This is a genomic window from Pseudoalteromonas sp. OOF1S-7 (assembly GCF_022347765.1).
In the GTDB taxonomy this organism is placed as follows: Bacteria; Pseudomonadota; Gammaproteobacteria; order Enterobacterales; family Alteromonadaceae; genus Pseudoalteromonas.
Genome location: NZ_JAKRFZ010000005.1, coordinates 1 through 22953, shown reverse-complemented (window position 1 = coordinate 22953; position 22953 = coordinate 1). Strand labels below are relative to the sequence as shown.

Sequence of the window (22953 nt, the reverse complement as noted above, 5' to 3'; positions counted from 1 at the left end):
TGGGGCTAATGCTAGCATAGCCCCTTGTATGGGCAAACCACTGAAAGATAGTTTGCCAGGTGTTGCCGTTAAGCGGCCTGTTCAAGCTTTTGTAAATACGCCACAATGTCGTTTGATTCATATAGCCAGGTAACCTGATGTTGCTCTTCGATACGAAGGCATGGCACTTTAATTTTCCCCCCGTGCTCTTGCAACTCCTGGCGATACTCCTGATTATTCTTAGCATCACGAGTTTCCAGTTTCAGGCCCTCGCGTTTAGCAGCACGGCGTACCTTGACGCAAAACGGACACCCTTTGAACTGATACAGCTTTAATTTTGCGGTTTGCGCATCCAGCTTGGCTTGTGCGTCTGCCGGACGCTTTTTGCTGCGCGGGGTAAAGATAAAATCAAACGCCAAGATTAGGCTGCCAAGCAGCATACGGATTAATTTCATTGTCATACTCCAGGTTTCATATGGCGCGTAGAATAGCACAAACTGGCAGGAGTTTTGGTACCACTTGACTTAAAAAAGTTCAATATCTGAGGTCATGAGCTGAGGAGAAGTCAGCCCCAATGCGCCATAAAAAACGACCTTGTCGCGACCATGCTGTTTGGCATGATACAAGGCCATATCTGCCTGATTGACCAATTCAGATACTTGCATCACATCCGTTACCTCGGTATAGCCGCCGCTGAGCGTAATGTTACCCACCTGAGGAAATGCCACCTGACCTATCACCTTGCGGACCCGGTCCAACAGTGATTGCGCTTCATCCTCACTATGCGCCTGAAACAATACCGCAAACTCTTCACCACCATAGCGAAACACGTAGTCTTCGGCGCGAAAATTGTCTTTCAGATGCTGAGCGGTTAATAAGATCACCTCGTCGCCAATCACGTGGCCAAAGGAATCATTCACGCGTTTAAAGTGATCGATGTCGAACAGTGCCAGATACCAACCGCGGGGGTCTGACTCCTCTCGAGGCTGCAAAAATCCCTGACCAGACGCGATTTCAAGGACCTTTTCATCAAAGGTTTGCCGGTTCAGCAGCTGAGATAAGGGGTCGACGCGTGCCAATGCCAAAGTATGCAGCTGATGGAAAAACACATTCATTAGATGGGCAGTCAGATTGCAATTAGCCGGGGTTAATGTCTCATAGATCCACAATAAACCTAAGACCTGCTCGTCAAGTCGTAGCGGCATACAGGTATAGGACTTGCTGATTAACGCAGGCTTCCCCCTGCACTGGCGGGCTTTTTCCAGCATCTCATCTAACAGCAATGGCTGGCGCACATGTTGCTGATAAACCTGTTTAAGCGCCTCTTTGCGAGACAGGCTTGGACGAATAAAAAAGCTCAGCGCCACGCCTGGCAGCAGTGATGTCAGAATATGACAAAACTGCTGATACAAAGCGCGCTCTTCTTTGAGCTGCAATAAGCTGATGGTGTATTCGTGTCCGCAGGTGGATTTAGTCACATGGCTATCCGGTGATCAGATTCACCCTAAAGATTAGCGTTTATTTACCAGCTTTCAATAATTGCCCGCACGGGCACCTGCTGAACCGAGAATACAGTCGGCAAGCGAGGTGTCAAACAGAGCCAGCGTAGATATCCAGCAACACTAAATCGTCACGATGTACCACAACATTAGAGGCCGGATAACCTAATACTAGCGGGATCTCACTGCTGTGCAGCCGCTTGATTTGATCCATTTCCTGATGATCAAAAGCGCTCAGCCCCTTAGCGACCAGCTGATCATCCAGATCGCGAATTTCAATCACATCGCCACGTGTAAACTCGCCGCCAATCGCTACTATACCTTTGGCCAGCAGACTTGCGCCCTGATGGCTGATGGCCGCAACTGCACCGGTGTCACAGTGCACAAAGCCGGTCGATTTTGGGCCTGACAACAGCCATTTTTTACGCCCCTCAAGCGGTGCATCAAAACGCACAAACGTGGTACTTTGCGCCGTGCCAGCCAGCACTTGCTCAATCACCTGTGGTTCAGCACCTTTGGCAATAATGGTCTCAATCCCTGCACGCTGCGCTGTGCGCGCCGCTTCGAGTTTTGTATACATGCCACCAGTTCCCAATTTACTTCCAGCCCCCCCCGCTAGCGCCATCAGTGATTGATCGATTAATTCCACTTCTGAGATCAGCGTCGCGGTGGGGTTATTGCGCGGATCGGCCGTAAACAAGCCGGGCTGATCTGTCAGCAACAGCAGCTTATCGGCATTGGCCAGAATAGCCACCAGCGCCGACAGATTGTCGTTGTCACCCACTTTGATTTCAGAGGTTGCAACCGCATCGTTTTCGTTGACGATGGGGACTACCTGATGCTTTAACAGCTGGGTAATGGTATCGCGTGCGTTGAGGTAACGTCCTCTGTCTTCGACATCGGCACGGGTTAACAGCAGCTGTGCCACGGGCTGGTCGTACAGCGCAAACAGCGACTGCCACAGGTGGATCAATTGACCCTGGCCTATGGCGGCAAGCATCTGCTTTTCAGCAATAGAGACTCCGACACTGTGCTCAACAGCATCTCTGCCCGCGGCCACTGCACCGCTGGAGACCAGTACCGGCTGATAACCTTGCTGCTTGAGCGCTATACACTGGGTCACAATGTCAATCATGCGCGGCTTATTGAGCTTGTCCGTACCTGCGGTTAAGACACTGGTGCCGAGCTTGATCACGATTACCTTACTTTTCTTCATTCCTCATTCCCTCACTGTACAAATGACAGGTGTTGGGCTTTGTTATATCACGAAGGTGCAGGCAAAAAAATGGCAGGGTAAAAAAGGGGCTGGATCAAAGAAACACCGACAATGGCTTGCGTTGTAAGGTCAACTCGTTTAAAAAGCCTGTGATGAAACGCACTGTACAGGCTAAAACCATGAGCAAACCTAATAAAGAACTGAAAATGCTACCTTTACTCTTTGTCAGTATCGCCTTATGCATTGGCGGGCACTTTATTTTGCAACCCAACTATCAGGACAGTCATATCGCGGAATATGCCTTAGCGGCGCTCCCTTTTCTGATGTTTGCCATCGTCATTATTGCCATCCGAATCGCAATTAAGGCCGACAAAGAGGAATAACCCTCTGCGGATCGCGTTACAGTTTATGGTAGCCAAACCACTGCGGTGTAAGCGGTTGTGACCGGCCACTGGGTGTCAGACGGACATAATGCTGCCCGTCAATCAAATCTATCGCCATACAATCATCCACGGCATACAAGTCATCTTTGTGTGGTAAGTCCACCCCCGGCAGCAAGGTGTCCAGGGCCCGCGCTTTGGCAACCTGAGCTGTAGGCGCGACAAACAAGCCAAATGCATGCTGCTCCGCCAGGCTGTCGTGCCGGTACCCGCCCAGGTTGACAAAATAGAGCTTAGGTTTTTGCACAGGCGGCTCACTGACCAGCTGTATCTGGAAGCCATCAATATGCTCAAGTGCAACATAGCTGTCCATATGCACCTTGTCCTTATCACCAACCCATTGTTGTTTAAGCTCCCCGAATGTATCTTCGATACGCTCGCCGACCACAAAACGAATATCATGCATTTCAATGTGGCAACCACTCAGGCGACCACCCAGATAAACCATAAATAACTGCATTATTGACCCTATAAAAAGTACATTCTCGCAATGATGTTATCACAACGGTTTTTCTGTCTCAGTTCAATGTCTTTTTTGGGCAAAATGCGGTATTGGTTGCTAAACGAATAAAATAGCACAAGGAAATTCCTGTCATGATCCGGTTTATTTACCTGGCGCTGACCTTGTTTAGTGGACTCAGCATGGCGCAGTTCACACTGGTACACAATGTCAACGGTTATACCCCTACAAGAAGCGGTGAGATCAATGCCTTTTCTACGCTGGTGATTAAAGATGGTAAAGTCGTCAAAACAGGCGACAAACAACTCGCCACGCAATACCCCAAAGCCCAAAAATTCGATGGCCAGGGGATGACCTTATTGCCCGGGCTGATTGACGCCCATGGCCATATTATTGGACTGGGTAATAATTTATCCCGACTCGATATTCGTGAAGCCAACTCCGTGGAACAAGTTGGCCAGCAGCTTGTCGCATTTAGCGAGCAAAATCCGAAGGGCTGGATCCTGGGACGAGGCTGGGATCAGACACGCTGGACGCCGAGCAACTTCCCTACAGCAGCTGATCTGGATAAATTTGTCAAGGACAGGCCTGTGGTACTGACGAGAGTCGATGGACACGCCATCTGGGTCAATAGTATGGCCATGAAACTGGCAGGCATTGATGCACAAGCAACGTCTCCCGCTGGCGGCGAGATCCTGCGTCATCCATCAGGCAATCCAACCGGTGTATTTATTGACAAAGCGGAAAATCTGGTAAAAAAACACATTCCCCCGACGTCTACGGCGCACCTAAATCAAGCTCTGAACAAGGCTGGTGAACACTTACTTAGCCTGGGCATAACCAGTGCCCATGACGCCGGTATTGACAAGCAGACCTGGAAGCTTTACCAAAGCAGGGCACAAAGTCAGACCTTGCCGTTGCGTGTATACGCGATGCTCAGTGCCGCAGATCCTCAGCTCGACAGCATGCTGCAAGCCGGCATCGTTAAAGATAAACGCGATATGTTGTCTATTCGCAGTGTGAAAATTTACGCAGATGGTGCATTAGGCAGCCGTGGTGCCGCATTACTCAAAGACTACAAAGACCGTCAGGGCTATCGGGGCTTAATGCTGGAGCAACCACAACACCTCGAACAGCTGATAGCACAAGCCGTTAAACATGGCTTCAGCGCGCATACGCATGCCATCGGCGATCGCGCCAACAGATTGGTATTAGATAGTTATGAAGAAGTATTTAAAACAACGGGTGGCAAATTGCTGAGAAACAGAATAGAGCATGCCCAGATTGTTGAACCAGAAGACATCCCGAGATTTAAAACCCTGGATATCATACCGTCGATGCAACCAGTCCACGCGACTTCTGACATGCATATGGCGGAGCAAAGACTGACCGACGAACAGCTCAGGGGCGCGTACGCCTGGCAAACCTTTTTACAACAGGGCAGCAAAGTGGCGGCAGGGTCAGATTTTCCGGTGGAACTGGCCAATCCGTTTCACGGCTTACACGCTGCTATCACTCGTATGAATGCACAACAGATTCCACAACAAGGCTGGCGCAATCACGAGAGACTGACCCGGACACAGGCTCTGCAGGCGTTTACGCTCGACGCAGCCTATGCAGCCTTTCAGGAATTCAAACTAGGGAGCCTGGAACAAGGGAAATGGGCAGATTTTATTCTGGTAGACAAAGATTATTTCAAAGTACCGGAACAAGCCATTCGAGACATTCAGGTTAAGCAAACCTGGATCGCGGGCCAGCTGCGGTATGCGCAAGACTAGCCAGGACGAGAGCTACGCTGGATTGCACGACAAGGAACGTCACGCAATGTGCGCTTTTTATGAAGTTGAATTATTGTCTGCGCGGTGCAATTTAGCTAAATGATAAATATTCACCAGCGCCAGTAAGCCGTTGGTCAACGCCACTGGCCAGGCGGTGATCATCACACCATAGATGGTAAAGCAAATACAGCCTGCAAGGTTGAACCAACGTAACTTGACCACGTTGGACATCATCAGAGAAACGACTAAAAAGGCAGACGCAATGTAACCTAAAAGTTCCCAAGTCATTTGTTCTCTCCTCACAGTTGAGTTAGCATTATTCAGTGTAGACGCCAAAAGTCGAAATGCGGGATAATAGCAACCGTCTGTTTGGCGTTGTCTTGCATCTTAGCAAGTGACACAGAATAAAAAGGCTAACTCACTAAACCCCACAGAAATTAGGACCTGAAATAAGCTCTAACACGGGAACGGGGGTGAAAAGCACTTAGCCTCTCAGTCGGGTGAGTTAGCGTGAAACCGATAAGTGTCATGCTATCTTCATAACAAATTAATAAATAGGACAATTGTCCGAAGAGCCATCCAGATGTTTCAATATCATTTTTCAACCACTTTGGTGGAACAACTGCTCAGTTTTGCAGGTAACAGTTTTCAGCACACAAAAAAAGAAGTGCTCATTCATCAGGATGAGCCACTCACTAAGCTGATCCTGGTGAGAAGTGGTACTGTGTCTTTTAGCTATGACGTAGGTAACGGCCGCCGCTTGCTATTAGGCCAGCTTGACTGTAACAACACCCTGATCGGTGAAATTGAAGCATTGAATAATCAACCATGCATTTATACCGTGACTTGCCTGAATGATGTTCAATATAACCTGATCGAGTTGAAGCATTGGCGACAACTCTTGCTGGCTCAACCCGAATTGAGTTTGTACACCGCGCAAACGATTGCAGCAAAATTCACTGAAAACCAAAAAATCAACCTCGACAAGTTATTGCTCCCACTGAGCTATAATATTGCGAAAGACTGCCTGCTCAGGGCGGAAAATAACCACCCGGCATTGCTACGAGCTTATTCTACAGTTAGTGCCGAAGCCGAGCGCTTTGCCACGACTGAGCGCGCATATCGTCGCGTGGTTAGTGAGCTTGTTGAAAAAGGGTTAATAGTTAGAACATCGGACGGCCTAAAGCCCGTAGACATGATTAAATTGCAGGCATTTATTGATGCATTTGCGCAAATCTAATTGTGTATTATTCTCTAGAAAAATGGATTATTAACACATTTGACGTGATAACCTAAAAGTACATCAGTAGGTTATTATTTTATGTGAAATTTTGGATAAAGATCGAGCAGTTCACTTGACGAAAAATTAATGTGGGCTTATCCTCTAAACACTAATTTGCGCGCGGGGCAAGGCTCTCTTACATCTGCAAAGCATTAGTGACTACTCTCAGTTTACTTGGATTTAAAGGAAAAGGTAAAAATCATGGGAAACAAACAATTCAAACTAACTAAACTTGCCCTTGCATTGGGTGTATCAGTTAGTTTAGCAGGCTGCTTTAGCGACAATGACAATAACGTTGATATCAAGCCGCCACCGGAGCCAACTCAAAAAGTTGTTGCTCCTCCTACAGATCAAGTTGTTACTAAACAAGCTGGTTCATTCTCTGTTGTAGTTACCGACTCTCTTGGTAATGCACTTGCAGACGATGTAACGGCAAGCATCACTTTCCCAGGTAACCCGACTACTGTGTTGAACACAGCTGGTGACGCACTAGGTAGCGATGACACAACTTCTACCGCGGGTTCATTTGCATTTACAGTGGCAGACATTCCTGAAGCGGGCCTGGAATTTGACTTTGTTGTTACGGCAAATGGCTTCCTGTCAAACTCTGGTACTGTTGAGCTAAGTACTGATGACACAGACGTTGCACAACTAATTCGCCTGACGCCACGTACTCTGACTCAGGAAGCCGGTAAGGCACCAATCATCGCGACGACTTCAGCGCTGACAGACCTGAAAGATGCTGACGGTAACGATGTAACCGTAACTTATACGGCAGGCACAGGTTTGGACCTGGGTGGTAAAGAGTCAATTGAGCTTACCAAAAAGCTAGACAGCACGATCAACGCGGGTAAAGCTGCGGGTGGCGTAAAAGTTAAGCTGAAACAAAACACTAAGTTCATTGCTAAAAACGAAGCGGGTGAGGACGTTGAACTTGATGAACTTCCAACCCTGACAGTTGCATACTACGGTAACGAAGCGACTGGTTTCCAGACCCGAGTAGCAGACGAAGACAACTTTAACGCAAACGCAGAAGCAGACTCTGCCCTTGATGCCTTCCCTGGTGGTCTGGCACTGAGCGTTGCAGCACCTGAAAGTGCTGATACAGCTAACGTGAATGGTTCATTCACTACTGGTGGTTTCGTTGCAATTGAATTGGTTGACAGCCAAAACCGTAAAGTTAAGAACTTCGGTAAAAACGCAGACAACCAGGATAACACGCTAGAAGTGGCGATGCAGGTTGACGCAACAACGATGAACCCGTGCCCAATTGCGTTGCCAGCAGGTGGCGATCTGGCCACTGAAGCTGCTAAAGCTTTCGATAAAGGTGTTTGTACAGTTGCAGCACCGGTAGCAAGACCTCTTGCTGCGGAAGATATCTTCCCGGTCTGGAGCTACGATGAAGACGCTGGTAAATGGTCTTTTGAAAGCTATGGCGTGGTAAAATCAAATGGTACAGAAGATACCTTCGACGTGGTCGTTGAAGTAAACCACTTGTCTTACTGGAACCTGGATTTCTTCACTTACATTATTAACGCTGAAAAATGTCCAAACCGTCGTTTCTCATTCGACATTGTTGATGGTAATGGCGATCCAAGCAAAGAATACGCAGACGTACTGGTTGAGGCAAGCGGCTACCGTTTACTGATCGGTGCATACAATCGTACTAACCTGGCGAAAGGCACATTCAGAAACCCACCTTCATTCGAAGTTAAACTGAAAATGATGAAGGATGGCAAAAACATTCTGGACAGCGCTATGGATAAAGATGGTAATGTCATTGGTAGTGCAGCCACTGATGGTGTGGCTAGCGCAGTAACTTTCGAGAATCTGTGTGATCTGGACGGTGGTAAGCTAACTCTGACTACAACGCCAGCGGCACCAATTGAGAAGAACCTGACGCCTCAGTTCACGTGTAGCAATAACGATGCGGGTGACATTCCTGCAACGCCAGTATCTACACCGACAATTGCTCAGCTGTTCCGTAACAACCGCTTTGTTAAGACTTTCTACCCATCAGGTACTTTCCCTGTAAGTCTTGAGCAAGCAGCTGCGGGCGCGAGCGTCACTTACAAAGTACGCTATAAGAACCCACGTAATAACACTTGGTTCACTAAAGATATCGGCTTGAATGCAACAGCTGAAACGCTTGATATCCCAGTAACGTGTACAATTAACGACGTACCAGTGACTGGTACCGGTGGTAACTAAACACTAAAGTAAACTGAATTAAAGCCGCGTTTTTTCGCGGCTTTTTTATTGCCTATCAAAAAGGCGCGCAAGATCCTCATTTTGCAACTCGTATCAAATTGCTGAATCAGAAGTTTTTAACACCTTGAGCATCATATTTTCTCGCCTCAAAATAGCACATTTAATTAAGTAAATCGGTACAACATGTTCTTTTTTGGACTCAAGACTTAGTCACAAAAGTTGGCAACCTTTCACAGGTGTAAGTATCTCAGCGATAACAGAATACATGCGCCGTTGTTGCTATCCAGATTGCCTCGCCTCTGAATATCTACTTAACTGTCTGAATTGGCTGAACTGTCTGAATTGGCTGAATTGGCTGAATTGGCTGAATTGGCTGAATGGGTATAACACAACCTGTAAGGGGAAAGACAAGTCTGAGAAGTGCGACGAACTTAATACGGCATATAAATTGGTTAAATAGAGAGTATATGGAATAACTGAGTTTGCTTACTCTTTGTCAGATATGTTTATCCGCAGCAAGTAAGGGCAGTTAAAGTAGTATAAATTGATTCAGGCAAATTTGAGGTGCCTTACGTCCCAATTAAACTAATCAATTGACGCAAGCAGACTCTCAACGGAGGGCTTAATTATTGCCTGTGAGGGATCCTGATTGCTGCAATATAAACGATATGCGCTTAGGTTGCGCTAACGCTCAAGAATGTTGACACATTTACAGCAGGCATATTGTCCAGAGCAAACAAAAGGAGCACTCATATGAACTGCTGAGTGCTCCGCTACGCTAGTAGTCGTTACAGTTCCAGGTCTTCCGCGTCAACCAGGCCCTGATCTTCACCTTCTTCAGGTTTAATAGTTGCCTGAAGCAATAGCATTTCACGCAACTTGCCTTCAATCTCATCAGCAATTGCGGTGTTTTCCTTCAGGAACTTAATTGAATTTGCCTTACCCTGACCAATTTTGTTGCCATTGTAGCTAAACCAGGCACCCGCTTTGTCCACTAGCTTGTGCTTAACACCCAGGTCGATCAATTCACCCTGCTTAGATGTGCCTTCGCCGTACATAATGATGAATTCAGCTTGCTTAAATGGCGGCGCCACTTTGTTCTTAACCACTTTCACGCGGGTTTCGTTACCAATGACTTCATCACCCTCTTTAACAGAGCCAATCCGACGAATATCCAAACGAACAGAAGCGTAGAACTTAAGTGCGTTACCACCTGTTGTGGTTTCAGGGTTACCAAACATTACACCAATCTTCATACGGATCTGGTTGATGAAGATACACAGCGTGTTTGAGCGCTTGATATTGGCCGTCAGCTTACGCAAAGCCTGAGACATCAAACGCGCTTGCAAACCAACGTGCGTATCACCCATTTCGCCTTCAATTTCCGCTTTAGGTGTCAGTGCAGCAACGGAGTCAACCACCACCACATCTACCGCACCTGAGCGTACCAGCATGTCACAAATCTCAAGGGCCTGTTCACCCGTATCCGGCTGAGAGACAAGCAGGTCGTTTACATTGACACCCAGTTTTTCTGCATAGACAGGGTCCAATGCGTGCTCAGCATCTACGAAAGCACACGTTTTGCCTTGCTTCTGTGCTTCTGCAATGGCTTGCAATGTCAGGGTTGTTTTACCTGATGACTCAGGACCATAAATTTCGACAATACGACCAGTTGGCAAGCCGCCGATACCCAAAGCAATATCCAGCCCCAATGATCCCGTCGAAACGGCTTCAATGTCCAATGCCTGGCTGTCGCCCAGCTTCATGATAGAGCCTTTACCAAATTGTCTTTCAATCTGAGACAATGCAGCGTCGAGCGCTTTTTGTTTGTTATCGTTCATTTGCTTCTCCAATCTAGCGTATTGACGACAAGTATACTGTATGAAATTACAGTATCAAGCTTAATTTAAGTATTTAACAGAGAAATTATTTTTCTTATAGAAAATTCAATAGCTTGCTTTCTTACTTCGGCCCTACTCCCGATAAAGTGGCATACTTCACACAGTACTTTTCCCTGTAAATAGAAGCCAAACCAGACAGTGCCAACCGGCTTTTCTAATGAACCTCCCCCCGGTCCTGCAATGCCGGATACGGCAATTGCTAAATCTGCGTGCGCCGCATTCGCCGCGCCCTGCACCATCTCGTCAACCGTTTGCCGGCTGACGGCCCCAAACTCACTCAAAGTGTTTTGTGCAACGCCCAGTAGCTGGGATTTTGCCTCATTGCTATAAGTGACAAAACAGCGCTCAATGTAGGCCGATGACCCCGGTGTATCCGTCAGCGCATAGCTAATGCCACCACCTGTACATGACTCTGCGGTAGTGATTGTCAGCCCGTTATTGGTTAGAATAGCCCCCAATTGTGCCGCCAGTTCGGCTATCTCAGTATGAAGCTCCATACTCATTTCCTTTAGGTATAAGTAATGTCGTTAGATCTTTATTCCGAACATACTATAAAACAACAAACCCCTATGATGCAGCAGTATCTTAGGATCAAAGCGCAACACCCGGATATTCTGCTGTTTTATCGTATGGGTGACTTCTATGAGCTATTCTTTGATGACGCCATTCGCGCCGCCCAGTTACTGGACATCTCACAAACCCACCGGGGGAAAGCCGGAGGCGCGCCTATTCCCATGGCGGGCGTGCCTTATCATGCGGTCGAGAACTATTTGGCCCGGCTGGTTCAGATGGGCGAGTCAGTGGCTATCTGCGAGCAGGTTGGCGATCCCGCCACCAGTAAAGGGCCCGTTGAACGTAAAGTAGTACGCATTGTTACGCCCGGTACAGTGACCGATGAAGCCTTGCTGCAAGAACGTCAGGACAACCTGCTGGCTGCACTGTGGCAAGACAAACAACAGTATGGCGTCGCTTACTTAGACATCAACTCCGGACGTTTTAACATTGTTGAGCTGGCCACCGACGAAGCCCTGACCTCCACCCTGCAAAGGCTGCAGCCAGCAGAGCTGCTCTACCCTGAATCGTTTAGTAATCTGCTGGTCCTTGAGCAGGTCAAAGGCGCCAGACGACGCCCGGATTGGGAGTTTGATCTGGATACGGCAACCCATCTTTTGTGCCAACAGTTCGGGACGCAAGACCTGATTGGCTTCGGTGTTGCCGAAGCCAAAGCGGGCCTGATCGCGGCCGGATGTGTGATGCAGTATGTTAAAGACACTCAGCGCACTGCACTGCCGCATATTCGGGCTATTACGCTAGAGAAAAACGAACATGCGGTTATTCTGGATGCGGCCACGCGTAAAAACCTCGAACTCACGGTTAACCTGTCTGGCAGTATTGAAAACACCCTGGCACAGGTGCTGGATAAAACCGCCACACCGATGGGCTCACGGCTACTCAAACGACGCATTCATACCCCGGTACGTAACCGTGACGAGCTTAATGCCAGGCTCAATGCCATCGCCAGCCTGATTGAATCCCAGCTCAATATCGAGGTCTACGACGCGCTGCGTCAGATTGGCGATATTGAACGTGTGGTTGCCCGCCTGGCACTGTGCAATGCCCGTCCAAGAGACTTAACGCGACTGCGTAATGCATTGCAGGCACTGCCCCCATTGCATCACCTGCTGGGAGAAAGCAGCGATCCCAGGCTACAACAGATCCGCGCGCATTCACCAACTTTGCCGAAGCTGCAGGATTTATTAGAACGTGCGATCATAGATAATCCACCCGTACTGATCCGCGATGGCGGTGTGATAGCGCCCGGTTACAACAGTGAGTTGGATGAATGGCGTGCCCTCAGTGAAGGTGCCACCGACGTACTGGATCAACTGGAAGAACGCGAGCGCGAACGCACCGGGATCAGCACACTAAAAATTGGCTACAATAAAGTACATGGGTTCTATATTGAGATCAGCAAAGCCAACTCCCATCTGGCACCGCCCGAATATATTCGCCGTCAGACACTGAAAAACAACGAGCGCTATATCATTCCTGAGCTCAAAGAACACGAAGACAAAGTACTGGGCAGCCAGAGCAAGGCGCTGGCACTTGAAAAACAGTTGTATGAAGAATTGTTTACTTTGATTGCGCCCTACATTGAGCAGTTGCAAACCATGGCAGCGGCGCTGGCCGATCTTGATGTGCTTAACACTCTGGCTGAACGGGCACAAACGCTGGATTACTGTAAGCCAGAGCTGAGTGATGGCGATGAGATCCACATCGACGCCGGTCGCCACCCGGTTGTAGAGCAGGTCAGTAAAGAGCCCTTTATTGCCAACCCGGTTCACCTCAATGCCGATCGTAAGATGTTGATCATCACAGGCCCCAATATGGGCGGTAAATCGACGTATATGCGCCAGACGGCACTGATCGTGCTGATGGCGCATATTGGTAGCTATGTTCCTGCCAGTGCTGCGCAGATAGGTAAAGTCGACCGTATCTTCACGCGCATTGGCGCCAGTGATGATCTGGCTTCCGGACGCTCCACTTTTATGGTCGAGATGACCGAAACGGCCACCATACTGAACAATGCAACGGCACAGTCTCTGGTCTTAATGGATGAAATTGGCCGGGGTACCAGTACCTACGATGGCCTCTCTTTGGCTTATGCGACCGCCGACTACCTGGCCGGTAAGATAGCCGCCAAAACGCTGTTTGCCACCCATTATTTTGAGCTGACAGAACTGGCTGAACAGCAATCTGGCCTGGTCAATGTGCACCTGGATGCCGTTGAGCATAACGACACTATCGCATTTAAACATACCGTCATGGAAGGCGCAGCCAGCAAAAGCTTTGGTTTACAGGTGGCCGGACTGGCCGGGGTACCCAAAGCGGTGCTGACCATGGCAAAGCGTAAACTGGCATTACTGGAACAACACCAGAGTGTGGTCGAAAATCCTCAGTCGACTTTATCAGCACCTCAGGCACAACAAAGCCTGCCGCTGACAAGCGCGCCATCTGAGGTTGAGAAAATGCTTGAGGAGATTGACCCGGACGAGCTTTCGCCCCGTGCCGCTCACGACTTGCTCTATCAATTAAAGGCACTTCTTTAGTTACAAAAAAAGCGGCTCACCAGCCGCTTTTTTCATTCCATGCAGGCATTAGAAGCTGTGATTATATTGCACACCGACCACCGTCGCGTGGCCTTTTGACTTAAAGCCCCACTCGCTGCCCAGCGCGTCTTTTTCAACAAAGGTCTGCGTTTTACCGCGCAGAATACTCAATCCTAAGTCCACACTCGCCGTTTCGCTCAGTTGATACTCAGCACCGAATGAGTACCAGGTACGGTCAGTATCCGGAATAGAGATAGACATGTGCGACTCATTGGCCGGTGAACTGTCATAAGCCAGACCCGCACGTAACTTCAGAGACTCGTTCCACTGATAGTCTCCACCCACTGAGAAGCGTAAAGAGTTGTCGAACAGCTCCTGCTTATTAAACACAGGCTTACCGGCCACTTGTGCCTCAAGCTCCTGGAAGCTGTTCCAGCCTGTCCACAACACACTGTAGTGCAATGTCATTGGTTCAGTCAGTGTATGAGTACCAGAAATTTCTGCCATTGCCGGCAATGTCAGCTCCAGTGTGCCTGCCAAAGCAACGCCATTGGTGCCGCCAAGTGCTGCCGGGATTTGATTGCTGAAGTGGCCATCAAAGGTGATGTCGGTTTCACTTCGATAATGAAAACCCAAACGGTTGTCGGCATCAATCTGATAGCTCAGACCCAGGTTCCAGCCATAGCCACTGTCGTCCCCTTCCAGATTAACCACTTCTGTGCTGGCCGGAGCCTGTAACGGGTTTGCCCCAAGATGACGGATCACTTTTGCGTCGGCATAAACATGATTCAGGCCCACTGCCAGTGCCCATTGTGAATCAATTTCATAGGCGACAGAGATGCCCGTATTAATCGTCACTATCTCGGTCTCACCGGCCAGCTGACCGGCAACATAGTCCTTATCGAATTCAGTAGCCAGACCAAATTGAGAGTACATACCCGCACCAACAGACCACTGCTCATTCAAACGCGCGGTCATAAATACGGCAGGCACCACGGCGCTTGGCGCGATGCTGTTATCATCCAGCAGGTTTGCGGGTAGCCCGTTGTTGGTCGATGTACCTTGCAAACTCACATCCGGCTCAACGTACATGGCTGCAACGCTCACCTGGGTCCCCTTAAACTGGCTCATTAGCGCCGGGTTGCGTGCAACAACCGATGCATCATCAGCGGCACTGGCTTCGCCGGCATAAGCCCGACCTAACCCGGAAACGTTTTGCTCAGCCAGCTGAAATGCTGCCGCCAGTGACTGCGAAGACGCCGCCATCAAGCCTGTCGCCACCAATGCGCGTAGTACTGTATTCATTCTCAACCTCAAATGTTATTCAACAAGAATAAAAAATTGCCCTCACAGTACAGAAAACAAAAGCAAAAATCCGCAACTTAAATGCTTTTAACGACTTATTTGCACAATATTGGAGCATGTTATGCATTTTATTTACAGTCGACCTCACAAAAGAGCAGATACTCTAACCACTTTTTCACACCCTTAAATGATATTAATTCTCATTACTGTTGAATGGAGGTGCTGATTCACATATACTCTTAGCCACATTCACCGCCTTGGTATTGCCGGGGTACTTGTAGGGAGATTCGGTCTATGCTGGCAGTTTTGATGTTCGGCGCACTGACATTCTGTGGGCTCAGTGTATTTAGCCTGTGCAAAGCAAATTACTGTGCCTGTAAGCGGGCCGGACAGTGTGATAACCCACTCAACCATTACTGGCTGGCGGCAATACTGAGCGCCTTACTGGCGCTGGCATGTAGCTGCCTGGCGCTGCATACTGAAAAAGGGACTTTGGTGTGGATCCTAATGATGGCCAGCTGCCTTGCCGGTGCTTTGTTCTCTGCGCAATGGCAAAAACGTAAGCTTAAACAAGCAGATGATCTTTTAACAGACGGGATAAATTAATTTGGTAATCTAACGGCCGCACCGTAGAGGCAATCTTGATTTTATCTTGTTCATTTAAATCAATATCCTTAGCTGTAATATGGTGCATGTGCTTGGTGTTATAGAACACCCGTACTTTGGGTGCCGTCGGTGCGCCCCGATTTCCTTCCAGTACTAACGCTAGTCGTTCATTGCTCAGCTTTACAATCGTACCGACCGGGTGCACCCCAATACACTTAATAAAGTGTTGCACCAGTACAGGATCAAACTGCGCCTTATTAGCCAACAAATAACGTAGTGCAACCAGAGGTTCATCTCCGTCTCGGTGTGGGCGCTCAGCAGTCATGCCTTCATAGACATCCACAATGGCCATGATCCGCGCCGCTTTACTGATTTGCATGCCTTGCAGGCGGCGTGGGTAACCGCTGCCATCCAGGCGCTCATGATGACTGACTATCATATCCAGCATCAAAGGGGTGATCCCAGGTGCGTCACGGGTCAGGCCCAGCGACTGTGCAACATGGCGCTGCATCGTTTTCATTTCCAGCTTATTGAGCGGGCCGCGCTTATCGATGATCCCCTGAGGTATTTTGGTATGACCCACATCATGCAGCATGGCACCAATGGCCATTTGCTCTATCACCTTTTTACCCAGCCCCAGGTATTTTGCAAACACAGTGACTAAGATGGCGCAGTTGATCATATGACGCCAGTTAAAGCCTTCTTTGTCCTTGATCCGGGTTAAAATTGCCATGGCATTGGTGTTTCTCAGTACCGATCCGACGATTTCCTGACTGATGTCGTTGATCAGTGTCATATCGACCTGCATGCCTGACGTCAGGTTGCCATACAGCATTTGTAATTGCTTGTTGTGCTGTTCAAACTGCCTCGCCGCACTGGCAAACTCGTCTTCCAGACTGATGGCTTTTTCTTTATCGGGTTGTGCTTTTTGCGTTTTGACGGATTTTTGCTGCGCTGGCTGTTTTATTGACTCAGTCCCGGCAGTGTCGGGCTTAAGCTCCGGTTGCTGGTATTTTTCGGGAAGCGGAATATCGCTTTGTGCAAAGTCGATATTCAGCTCAACCACTCCATTGGCGGCCAGGCGAGCAATGATAGCCTCATCCCGAACCATTCCCCGGGATTTAATCTTAACTTCAGCGCCTGACTTTTGCTTGTGAACGCTGTCCACAAACATGCCGGGTTTTAACTCTTCAATAGGGAGGGTGACTCGCATATCGCTCGCATGATGCCTGGCGGCAGTGTAAATTGCATTAATATGCATAGGCCAGACCTAATTGTCTAGCAAATGGTACGAGTTTAAGAAAAAAGAATGAGAAAATATGATGAAAGTGTCAGGCCAGAAGCTATAGAGCACTCTGACCTATCGTCGAAATACGGAACTATTCCTGAAAGTAAGTGCCCCAACCGTCATACTCAACCCCACAGAGGGTGGCAATTTCGACCAGCTTAGTCACGTCTTCCATGATCACCGCAGCGTCCAGTTCAGCTTCAACCACCACATCAAAGCCCCAAATTTTGCTGCCATCTTCCAGCTCAAGCTCTGCCGGGTCTTCAACATCATAACCAAGCTTAAACGCAGCCAGCGCCGCCTGCTCCAGCTTTTCGAACTCTTCGCTGACAAAATGATGTTCTACCTCATACAGGGTATCCGGATTCGACCCATCCTCTAACAACGAATCAACGATGTCTTCACTGATCTCTTGCCAATTTTCCACTTGCTGCTCTCACTTTTTCGTCTAACTGTGCAATATGTTCCGCCATTTTAGCATGGATCTGTTTGGCATGCTCACGTGCTGGAACGTCTTTATCCAGAGCGATAGGCGCCAGAATATCAATATATACCGTGCCATTGTCCCAGCGATTGAGCTTGATCTGGCCTGCCGTATTGTTCATACAGACAGGCACAACCGGGACATCGGCGCTGAGGGCGGTATGAAAGGCACCGGTTTTAAAAGGCAGTAATCCCCTGCCATAACTACGGGTCCCCTCTGGGAACATCCACAATGACATACCCCGCTGTTTAATTTTCGCAATCGACTTATCCAGGGTATTGACCGCTTTTGTACGATTCGCCCTGTCGATCAATATATTGCCGGACAGCCAGTATAACTGACCAAAAAAAGGCACCCATTTCAGGCTTTTCTTGCCCATGCTTACCGTGTTCTGTGGCACAACGGCAGGCAAAGTGAACAGGTCATAATTATTTTGATGATTGGCAATATACATCGCAGGCCCCAGATCTTTCGCCCCCGGGTCAATCGAGATCTTGAGCCTAACACCGATGACACGCGACATCTTACCAAACCAGGAAGCAACCACATGCACGTTATTGGCATGAAAAGGACGGATCAGACTCAACGTCAGGCCAGCCAGACAACTGAGGATGATAAACAGCGCCATTGCCAGAATTCGAACTACAGCTAACAAAATAGAGACTCCTATTATCAAGTCGGCGCATTATAATCAAATAGGCGTACACTTGTAAGCTCAATTTTGTTACAGCCATAAAAAATGCCGCTCGATTGAGCGGCACTTCAAAATTTATTTAGCAGGCTTAGGCAATTAGCTCATTGCTGCCTGTAGTTTCTTCATTGCAGATTTTTCCAGCTGGCGTACACGCTCAGCAGACACCTGATATTTATCGGCCAGGTCTTGCAAGGTTGCTTTGTCTTCCGATAACCAGCGTGCGGCAACGATGTCCTGAGAACGCTCATCCAGCGTCTTCATTGCTGCAATAAGACGATTCTGAGACTGCTCCTGCCACTGCTCTTCTTCAATCACCTCAGCCACATCACTGCTGGCATCTGTTAAATACTGAACCGGTGAAAAACTGCTGCTCGGCGCGTTGTCGTCATCATCTCCCGTCAGGTCAAAGCCCATGTCCTGACCACTCATGCGCGACTCCATTTCACGCACTTCTTTTTCGCTCACACCCAGCTCATTAGCAACTGTGGTGATCTCTTCCTGGTTGAACCAGCCCAGACGCTTTTTATTTTTGCGCAGGTTGAAGAATAATTTACGTTGCGCTTTGGTTGTCGCAACTTTAACGATACGCCAGTTCTTTAGCACGTATTCGTGGATTTCAGCTTTGATCCAGTGTACGGCAAACGACACCAGACGCACACCCACTGTCGGATTGAAGCGCTTCACTGCTTTCATCAGACCGATGTTGCCTTCCTGAATGAGGTCTGCCTGAGGCAGGCCATAACCGGAATAGCTTTTGGCAATATGCGCAACAAATCGTAAGTGAGAGATAATGAGCTGCTTGGCTGCGTGCAAGTCCCCATCTTCATGTAGGCGGGTTGCCAGCGCTTTTTCCTGCTCAGCGTCCAGCATCGGAATAGAGCTGACCGATTGTAGGTAGCCTTCTATACTCGCGCTTTGTTGCCCAGCGGTCAGTGCCATTGCATAAATATCTTTACTCATTTTTCACCTCAGTGATAATTCGTTTTGCCAATTTTAGCACTCTTTCCCTTAGAGTGCTAAATGCAATCTACTACTTTTACCCTTCAAAGATCAAGCTTTTTATTATTACACTTTAATAAATAAATAAGACGTTGATTTTAAAGAGTTATTATACTCATTAAAAAAGCAATTATGGTAAGCGAGCGTTCAGGTTAAGCCTACTGCGATATTTGACAGTGCTAACCTGGCTAGGAAGAGTGCTAATTTTTGCAATCGAGCGTGCTAAAACGAAGTCGGTTAGCACACTCGCCATGAAGCCTCTGAAGGCCCTATACCTTATCCGGTTCAATATCCTTTATATATTTTTGCACTGACAAAAAAGAACCAACAAAGCCCAACGCCACGGCCAGCAACAACAGGCACAAAAGCTCCACCCCAGTTAGCCCCTGCAGCACAAAGTTACTCTGGTACACACCAACCACCAGTGCAACAGCCGACTCCAGCCACCACAGCATCAGCATGACACAAATAAAGGCAATTAAACCACCGATGATCCCATACCAGATCCCGGTCCACAAAAACGGCGTGTGTATAAACGTATTCGTTGCGCCGACCAGTTTAAGTACCTGGATCTCTTCTTTCTTGTCCATAATCGACAAGCGAATGGTGTTACCTATGATCAACACTACTGCAGTGAGCAAGAGTAACCCTATGGTGATCACACTTTCCTTTAGCAGGCTCAGCAGGGCATTGAGACGTTCCAGCCACTCGATATCCAGCTTGCCAAACTCAATCTCTCTTTCCTGTTCCAACTTGCTTAGCAACGCCTTAGCAGCCTGAGCACTGCGATGACGTACCGTTGGCGTAACCAGTACGACGCTGGGCAAGGGGTTTTCTTCGAGGTAATCCAACGCCTGACCAAACCCGGAGATGGTTTTGAACTCTTCCAGTGCTTTATCTTTGCCAATAAAGCTCACGGTTTCTATTTCGGGGTAGAGTGCCAATCGCTTAACCAGAGTTTGTGTTGCCTGCTCGCTAACGCTCTCTTTTACAAACAGGGAGATTTCGGCGGCTTCCTGAAAGCCACTGCTGACTTTTTGCACATTCTTAACCACCACATAGAGTGTGGTAGGCAATGTCAAGCTCAGGCCTAACACCAGAATGGTCATCATGGATGCCATAGGTGTTCGCCACATTTCGCCTAAACTGTGCACGCCCTGGCGCAGTATAGTAATAATGAAGAAGTAACACTTGAGGAGCACTGATTTGCTTTGCTTGTCGTTTTGCGTACCGCGGCCTTTGAACAGTAAACTCATAGCGTGTCTCCCGGCAGCGAAGACCCCAGCAAGGGATCCTGAATTAAGCGACCGTGATCTAGAGTCAGACTGCGATATTTCATCCGTGCGATCAGCCCCAGGTCATGGGTGGCAATCAGGACTGACGTGCCATGGCGGTTAAAGTCCTCAAACAGTTTGAGAATTTCCATCGACAATTCCGGATCTAGGTTACCGGTTGGCTCATCCGCCAGTAATAAAGGCGGCGAATTAACAATCGCACGGGCAATCCCCACACGTTGCTGCTCACCGCCGGATAACGTGCTCGGCTGACACTTTACCTTATCTAACAGGCCGACTTTATCCAGCGCGGCATGCACCCGTTTGGTCATATGTTTATGGTGCGTGCCCTCAATCACCAGCGGCAGTGCCACATTATCGAATACGTTATAGCGCTCCAGCAGACGGTGATTTTGAAAAATAATACCGATATCGCGGCGAATGTAAGGCACCTGACTGTTTTTGATTTGATTCAGGTCGACCCCATTGATGGCAACCCGCCCGGCAGACGGGCGCTCCATCAGGCTGATCAGTTTAAGCAGGGTACTTTTACCCGCACCACTGTGGCCGGTCAGAAACGCCAGCTCACCTTTAGTAAGCTCAAAGCTGACCTTTTCCAGCGCCCGGTGACCACCGGGATAGGTTTTACTGACTTGCTCAAACTTGATCATTGCCTGCCCTGCTATTGTTATCTACTTCCGATTTTCCTGCTCCCGACGCACGATGCAGGAAAAACACCTGATGATCAGTCCTGATTATCAGTCCTGATTTTCCTGGCTAAATAATGCCTCAATAAAGTCATCACTCTTAAAGGTGCGCAGATCATCAATGCTTTCGCCCACACCAATGTAGCGGATCGGCACCTTGAACTGATCGGCAACCGCGAAGATCACCCCACCCTTTGCGGTGCCATCCAGCTTAGTCAGCGCGATACCGGTCAGGCCCACCGCCTGATCAAACAGCTTCACCTGACTGATGGCATTCTGACCTGTCCCTGCATCTATGGTGAGCATCACTTCGTGTGGCGCATCCGGATCCAGCTTTTTCATCACGCGGGCTATTTTTTCCAGCTCCTGCATCAGGTTATCTTTATTTTGCAGTCGGCCTGCCGTATCTGCAATCAGCACATCCACATCACGGGCTTGCGCGGCCTGGAAGGCATCAAACACCACCGAGGCACTGTCTGCACCGGTATGCTGGGCAATCACAGGAATATCGTTACGCTCGCCCCATACCTGCAGCTGTTCAACGGCCGCCGCGCGGAAGGTATCACCCGCCGCCAGCATGACCGACTTACCCTGGGCCTGGAACTGTTTTGCCATCTTACCGATTGTGGTGGTTTTACCGACACCGTTAACCCCTACCATCAAGATCACGAACGGTTTTTTAGTGGCCGGGATCTCCAGCGGCTTTTCAGCCTCTTTCAGAATGTCTGCCATTTCCTGCTTCATCAGGTCGTACAGGGCATCACCGTCTTTCAGTTGTTTGCGGTCTGCCGCATCGGTCAGGCTGTCGATCAGTTTCATGGTGGTGTCGACACCGATATCCGCCGTTAAGAGCTGGGTTTCAAGATCTTCAAACAGTTCATCGTCAATCTTCTTGCCACGGAAAATATTGGCAAAGCCGGAGCCGATATTGGTCTTGGTTTTTAACAGGCCTTGTTTCAGGCGTGCAAAGAACCCTTTCTTTTTCGGCTTCTCTTGCTCCTGAGCCTCTCGTTCTGCCTGTTCTTTCGCTAACCGCTCAACTTCTTCACGCTCTGCCTGTTCTTTGGCTAACCGCGCTGCTTCTTCACGCTCCGCCTGTTCTTTCGCTAACCGCGCTGCTTCTTCACGCTCCGCCTGTTCTTTGGCTAACCGCTCGGCTTCTTCACGCTCTGCCTGTTCTTTCGCTAACCGCGCTGCTTCTTCGCGCTCTGCCTGTTCTTTGGCTAACCGTTCGGCTTCTTCACGTTCCGCCTGTTCTTTGGCTAACCGTTCGGCTTCTTCGCGCTCTGCCTGTTCTTTGGCTAACCGTTCCGCTTCTTCACGTGCTGCCTGCTCTTTGGCTAACCGTTCTGCTTCTTCACGTTCGGCTTGCTCTTTCGCTAAACGCTCGGCTTCTTCACGTTCTGCCTGCTCTTTGGCTAAACGCTCGGCTTCTTCACGTTCTGCCTGCTCTTTGGCTAAACGCTCAGCCTCTTCGCGCTTCGCCTGTTCCTCGGCCAAACGTGCTGCTTCTTCACGTTCTGCCTGCTCTTTGGCTAACCGTTCCGCTTCTTCACGTTCCGCCTGTTCTTTCGCTAACCGCGCGGCTTCTTCACGCTCCGCCTGTTCTTTGGCTAACCGTTCGGCTTCTTCACGTTCCGCCTGTTCTTTGGCTAACCGCGCGGCTTCTTCACGTTCCGCCTGTTCTTTGGCTAACCGCGCTGCTTCTTCACGCTCAGCC

21 protein-coding genes are annotated in these 22953 nt (G+C 48.9%); 6 read left to right on the top strand and 15 right to left on the bottom strand.

Going from position 1 to position 22953, the window contains the following annotated elements:
• Positions 1–68: 68 nt before the first annotated feature.
• The 3 genes from MHN33_RS09170 to proB form a co-directional block, all read right to left on the bottom strand.
• Positions 69–434, bottom strand: coding sequence for a glutaredoxin (locus MHN33_RS09170; protein ID WP_239397682.1), 366 nt, complete (start codon positions 432–434; stop codon positions 69–71).
• A gap of 69 nt (positions 435–503) precedes the next feature.
• The gene (locus MHN33_RS24025) at positions 504–1457 is read right to left on the bottom strand and encodes a GGDEF domain-containing protein (protein ID WP_239397681.1); all 954 of its coding nucleotides are present in this window, start codon (positions 1455–1457) and stop codon (positions 504–506) included.
• Positions 1458–1569: 112 nt separating this feature from the next.
• Entirely contained in the window at positions 1570–2694 is a 1125-nt protein-coding gene (proB, locus tag MHN33_RS09160) for a glutamate 5-kinase (RefSeq protein WP_239397680.1), read from the bottom strand.
• Positions 2695–2846: 152 nt separating this feature from the next.
• Here proB and MHN33_RS09155 point away from each other — a divergent pair, with 152 nt between their 5' ends.
• Positions 2847–3077, top strand: a complete 231-nt coding sequence (locus MHN33_RS09155; RefSeq protein ID WP_239397679.1) for a hypothetical protein — start codon at positions 2847–2849, stop codon at positions 3075–3077.
• 16 nt (positions 3078–3093) lie between these two features.
• Here MHN33_RS09155 and MHN33_RS09150 read toward each other — a convergent pair whose 3' ends face one another.
• Positions 3094–3594 (bottom strand): DUF1543 domain-containing protein, encoded by a 501-nt coding sequence (locus MHN33_RS09150; RefSeq protein ID WP_239397678.1) that lies wholly within the window; start codon positions 3592–3594, stop codon positions 3094–3096.
• A 134-nt stretch (positions 3595–3728) separates the two neighbouring features.
• On the opposite strand from MHN33_RS09150, the gene MHN33_RS09145 reads away from it, so the two are divergent.
• Positions 3729–5372, top strand: coding sequence for an amidohydrolase (locus tag MHN33_RS09145; protein ID WP_239397677.1), 1644 nt, complete (start codon positions 3729–3731; stop codon positions 5370–5372).
• Between the two features lie 57 nt (positions 5373–5429).
• On the opposite strand, the gene MHN33_RS09140 is transcribed toward MHN33_RS09145, so the two are convergent.
• The gene (locus MHN33_RS09140) at positions 5430–5675 is read right to left on the bottom strand and encodes a YgjV family protein (protein WP_343224837.1); all 246 of its coding nucleotides are present in this window, start codon (positions 5673–5675) and stop codon (positions 5430–5432) included.
• A 280-nt stretch (positions 5676–5955) separates the two neighbouring features.
• Between MHN33_RS09140 and MHN33_RS09135 the strand changes: the two genes are divergently transcribed.
• Positions 5956–6612, top strand: coding sequence for a cyclic nucleotide-binding domain-containing protein (locus MHN33_RS09135; protein ID WP_239397675.1), 657 nt, complete (start codon positions 5956–5958; stop codon positions 6610–6612).
• 243 nt (positions 6613–6855) lie between these two features.
• On the top strand, positions 6856–8865 hold the full coding sequence (locus MHN33_RS09130; protein ID WP_239397674.1) for a hypothetical protein: 2010 nt from the start codon (positions 6856–6858) through the stop codon (positions 8863–8865).
• A 788-nt stretch (positions 8866–9653) separates the two neighbouring features.
• Here MHN33_RS09130 and recA read toward each other — a convergent pair.
• Both recA and MHN33_RS09120 read right to left on the bottom strand, forming a co-directional pair.
• Positions 9654–10706, bottom strand: a complete 1053-nt coding sequence (gene recA / locus MHN33_RS09125; protein WP_239397673.1) for a recombinase RecA — start codon at positions 10704–10706, stop codon at positions 9654–9656.
• A gap of 65 nt (positions 10707–10771) precedes the next feature.
• On the bottom strand, positions 10772–11263 hold the full coding sequence (locus tag MHN33_RS09120; protein WP_239397672.1) for a nicotinamide-nucleotide amidohydrolase family protein: 492 nt from the start codon (positions 11261–11263) through the stop codon (positions 10772–10774).
• Between the two features lie 24 nt (positions 11264–11287).
• On the opposite strand from MHN33_RS09120, the gene mutS reads away from it, so the two are divergent.
• Positions 11288–13876 (top strand): DNA mismatch repair protein MutS, encoded by a 2589-nt coding sequence (mutS, locus tag MHN33_RS09115; RefSeq protein ID WP_239397671.1) that lies wholly within the window; start codon positions 11288–11290, stop codon positions 13874–13876.
• 48 nt (positions 13877–13924) lie between these two features.
• Here mutS and MHN33_RS09110 read toward each other — a convergent pair whose 3' ends face one another.
• Positions 13925–15181: an outer membrane protein transport protein gene (locus MHN33_RS09110; RefSeq protein WP_239397670.1), complete on the bottom strand. Its 1257-nt coding sequence runs from the start codon at positions 15179–15181 to the stop codon at positions 13925–13927.
• Positions 15182–15475: 294 nt separating this feature from the next.
• On the opposite strand from MHN33_RS09110, the gene MHN33_RS09105 reads away from it, so the two are divergent.
• On the top strand, positions 15476–15787 hold the full coding sequence (locus tag MHN33_RS09105) for a hypothetical protein (protein WP_239397669.1): 312 nt from the start codon (positions 15476–15478) through the stop codon (positions 15785–15787).
• Here MHN33_RS09105 and MHN33_RS09100 read toward each other — a convergent pair.
• The 7 genes from MHN33_RS09100 to ftsY form a co-directional block, all read right to left on the bottom strand.
• Positions 15747–17000, bottom strand: a complete 1254-nt coding sequence (locus tag MHN33_RS09100; RefSeq protein WP_239397901.1) for an HD-GYP domain-containing protein — start codon at positions 16998–17000, stop codon at positions 15747–15749. The two genes, MHN33_RS09105 and MHN33_RS09100, sit on opposite strands and share 41 nt — an antisense overlap.
• 166 nt (positions 17001–17166) lie before the next feature.
• Positions 17167–17502, bottom strand: a complete 336-nt coding sequence (gene rraB, locus MHN33_RS09095) for a ribonuclease E inhibitor RraB (RefSeq protein ID WP_239397668.1) — start codon at positions 17500–17502, stop codon at positions 17167–17169.
• Positions 17477–18214 (bottom strand): 1-acylglycerol-3-phosphate O-acyltransferase, encoded by a 738-nt coding sequence (locus MHN33_RS09090; protein ID WP_239397667.1) that lies wholly within the window; start codon positions 18212–18214, stop codon positions 17477–17479. The genes rraB and MHN33_RS09090 overlap by 26 nt, the downstream gene beginning before the upstream one ends.
• A 135-nt stretch (positions 18215–18349) precedes the next feature.
• Positions 18350–19213, bottom strand: coding sequence for an RNA polymerase sigma factor RpoH (gene rpoH / locus MHN33_RS09085; protein WP_046005058.1), 864 nt, complete (start codon positions 19211–19213; stop codon positions 18350–18352).
• Between the two features lie 308 nt (positions 19214–19521).
• Positions 19522–20508, bottom strand: a complete 987-nt coding sequence (ftsX, locus tag MHN33_RS09080) for a permease-like cell division protein FtsX (RefSeq protein ID WP_239397666.1) — start codon at positions 20506–20508, stop codon at positions 19522–19524.
• Positions 20505–21197: a cell division ATP-binding protein FtsE gene (ftsE, locus tag MHN33_RS09075; RefSeq protein ID WP_046005060.1), complete on the bottom strand. Its 693-nt coding sequence runs from the start codon at positions 21195–21197 to the stop codon at positions 20505–20507. The genes ftsX and ftsE overlap by 4 nt, the downstream gene beginning before the upstream one ends.
• A gap of 87 nt (positions 21198–21284) precedes the next feature.
• Positions 21285–22953 (bottom strand): signal recognition particle-docking protein FtsY (gene ftsY / locus MHN33_RS09070; RefSeq protein WP_239397665.1); only part of this gene is annotated, 1669 nt, incomplete at its 5' end.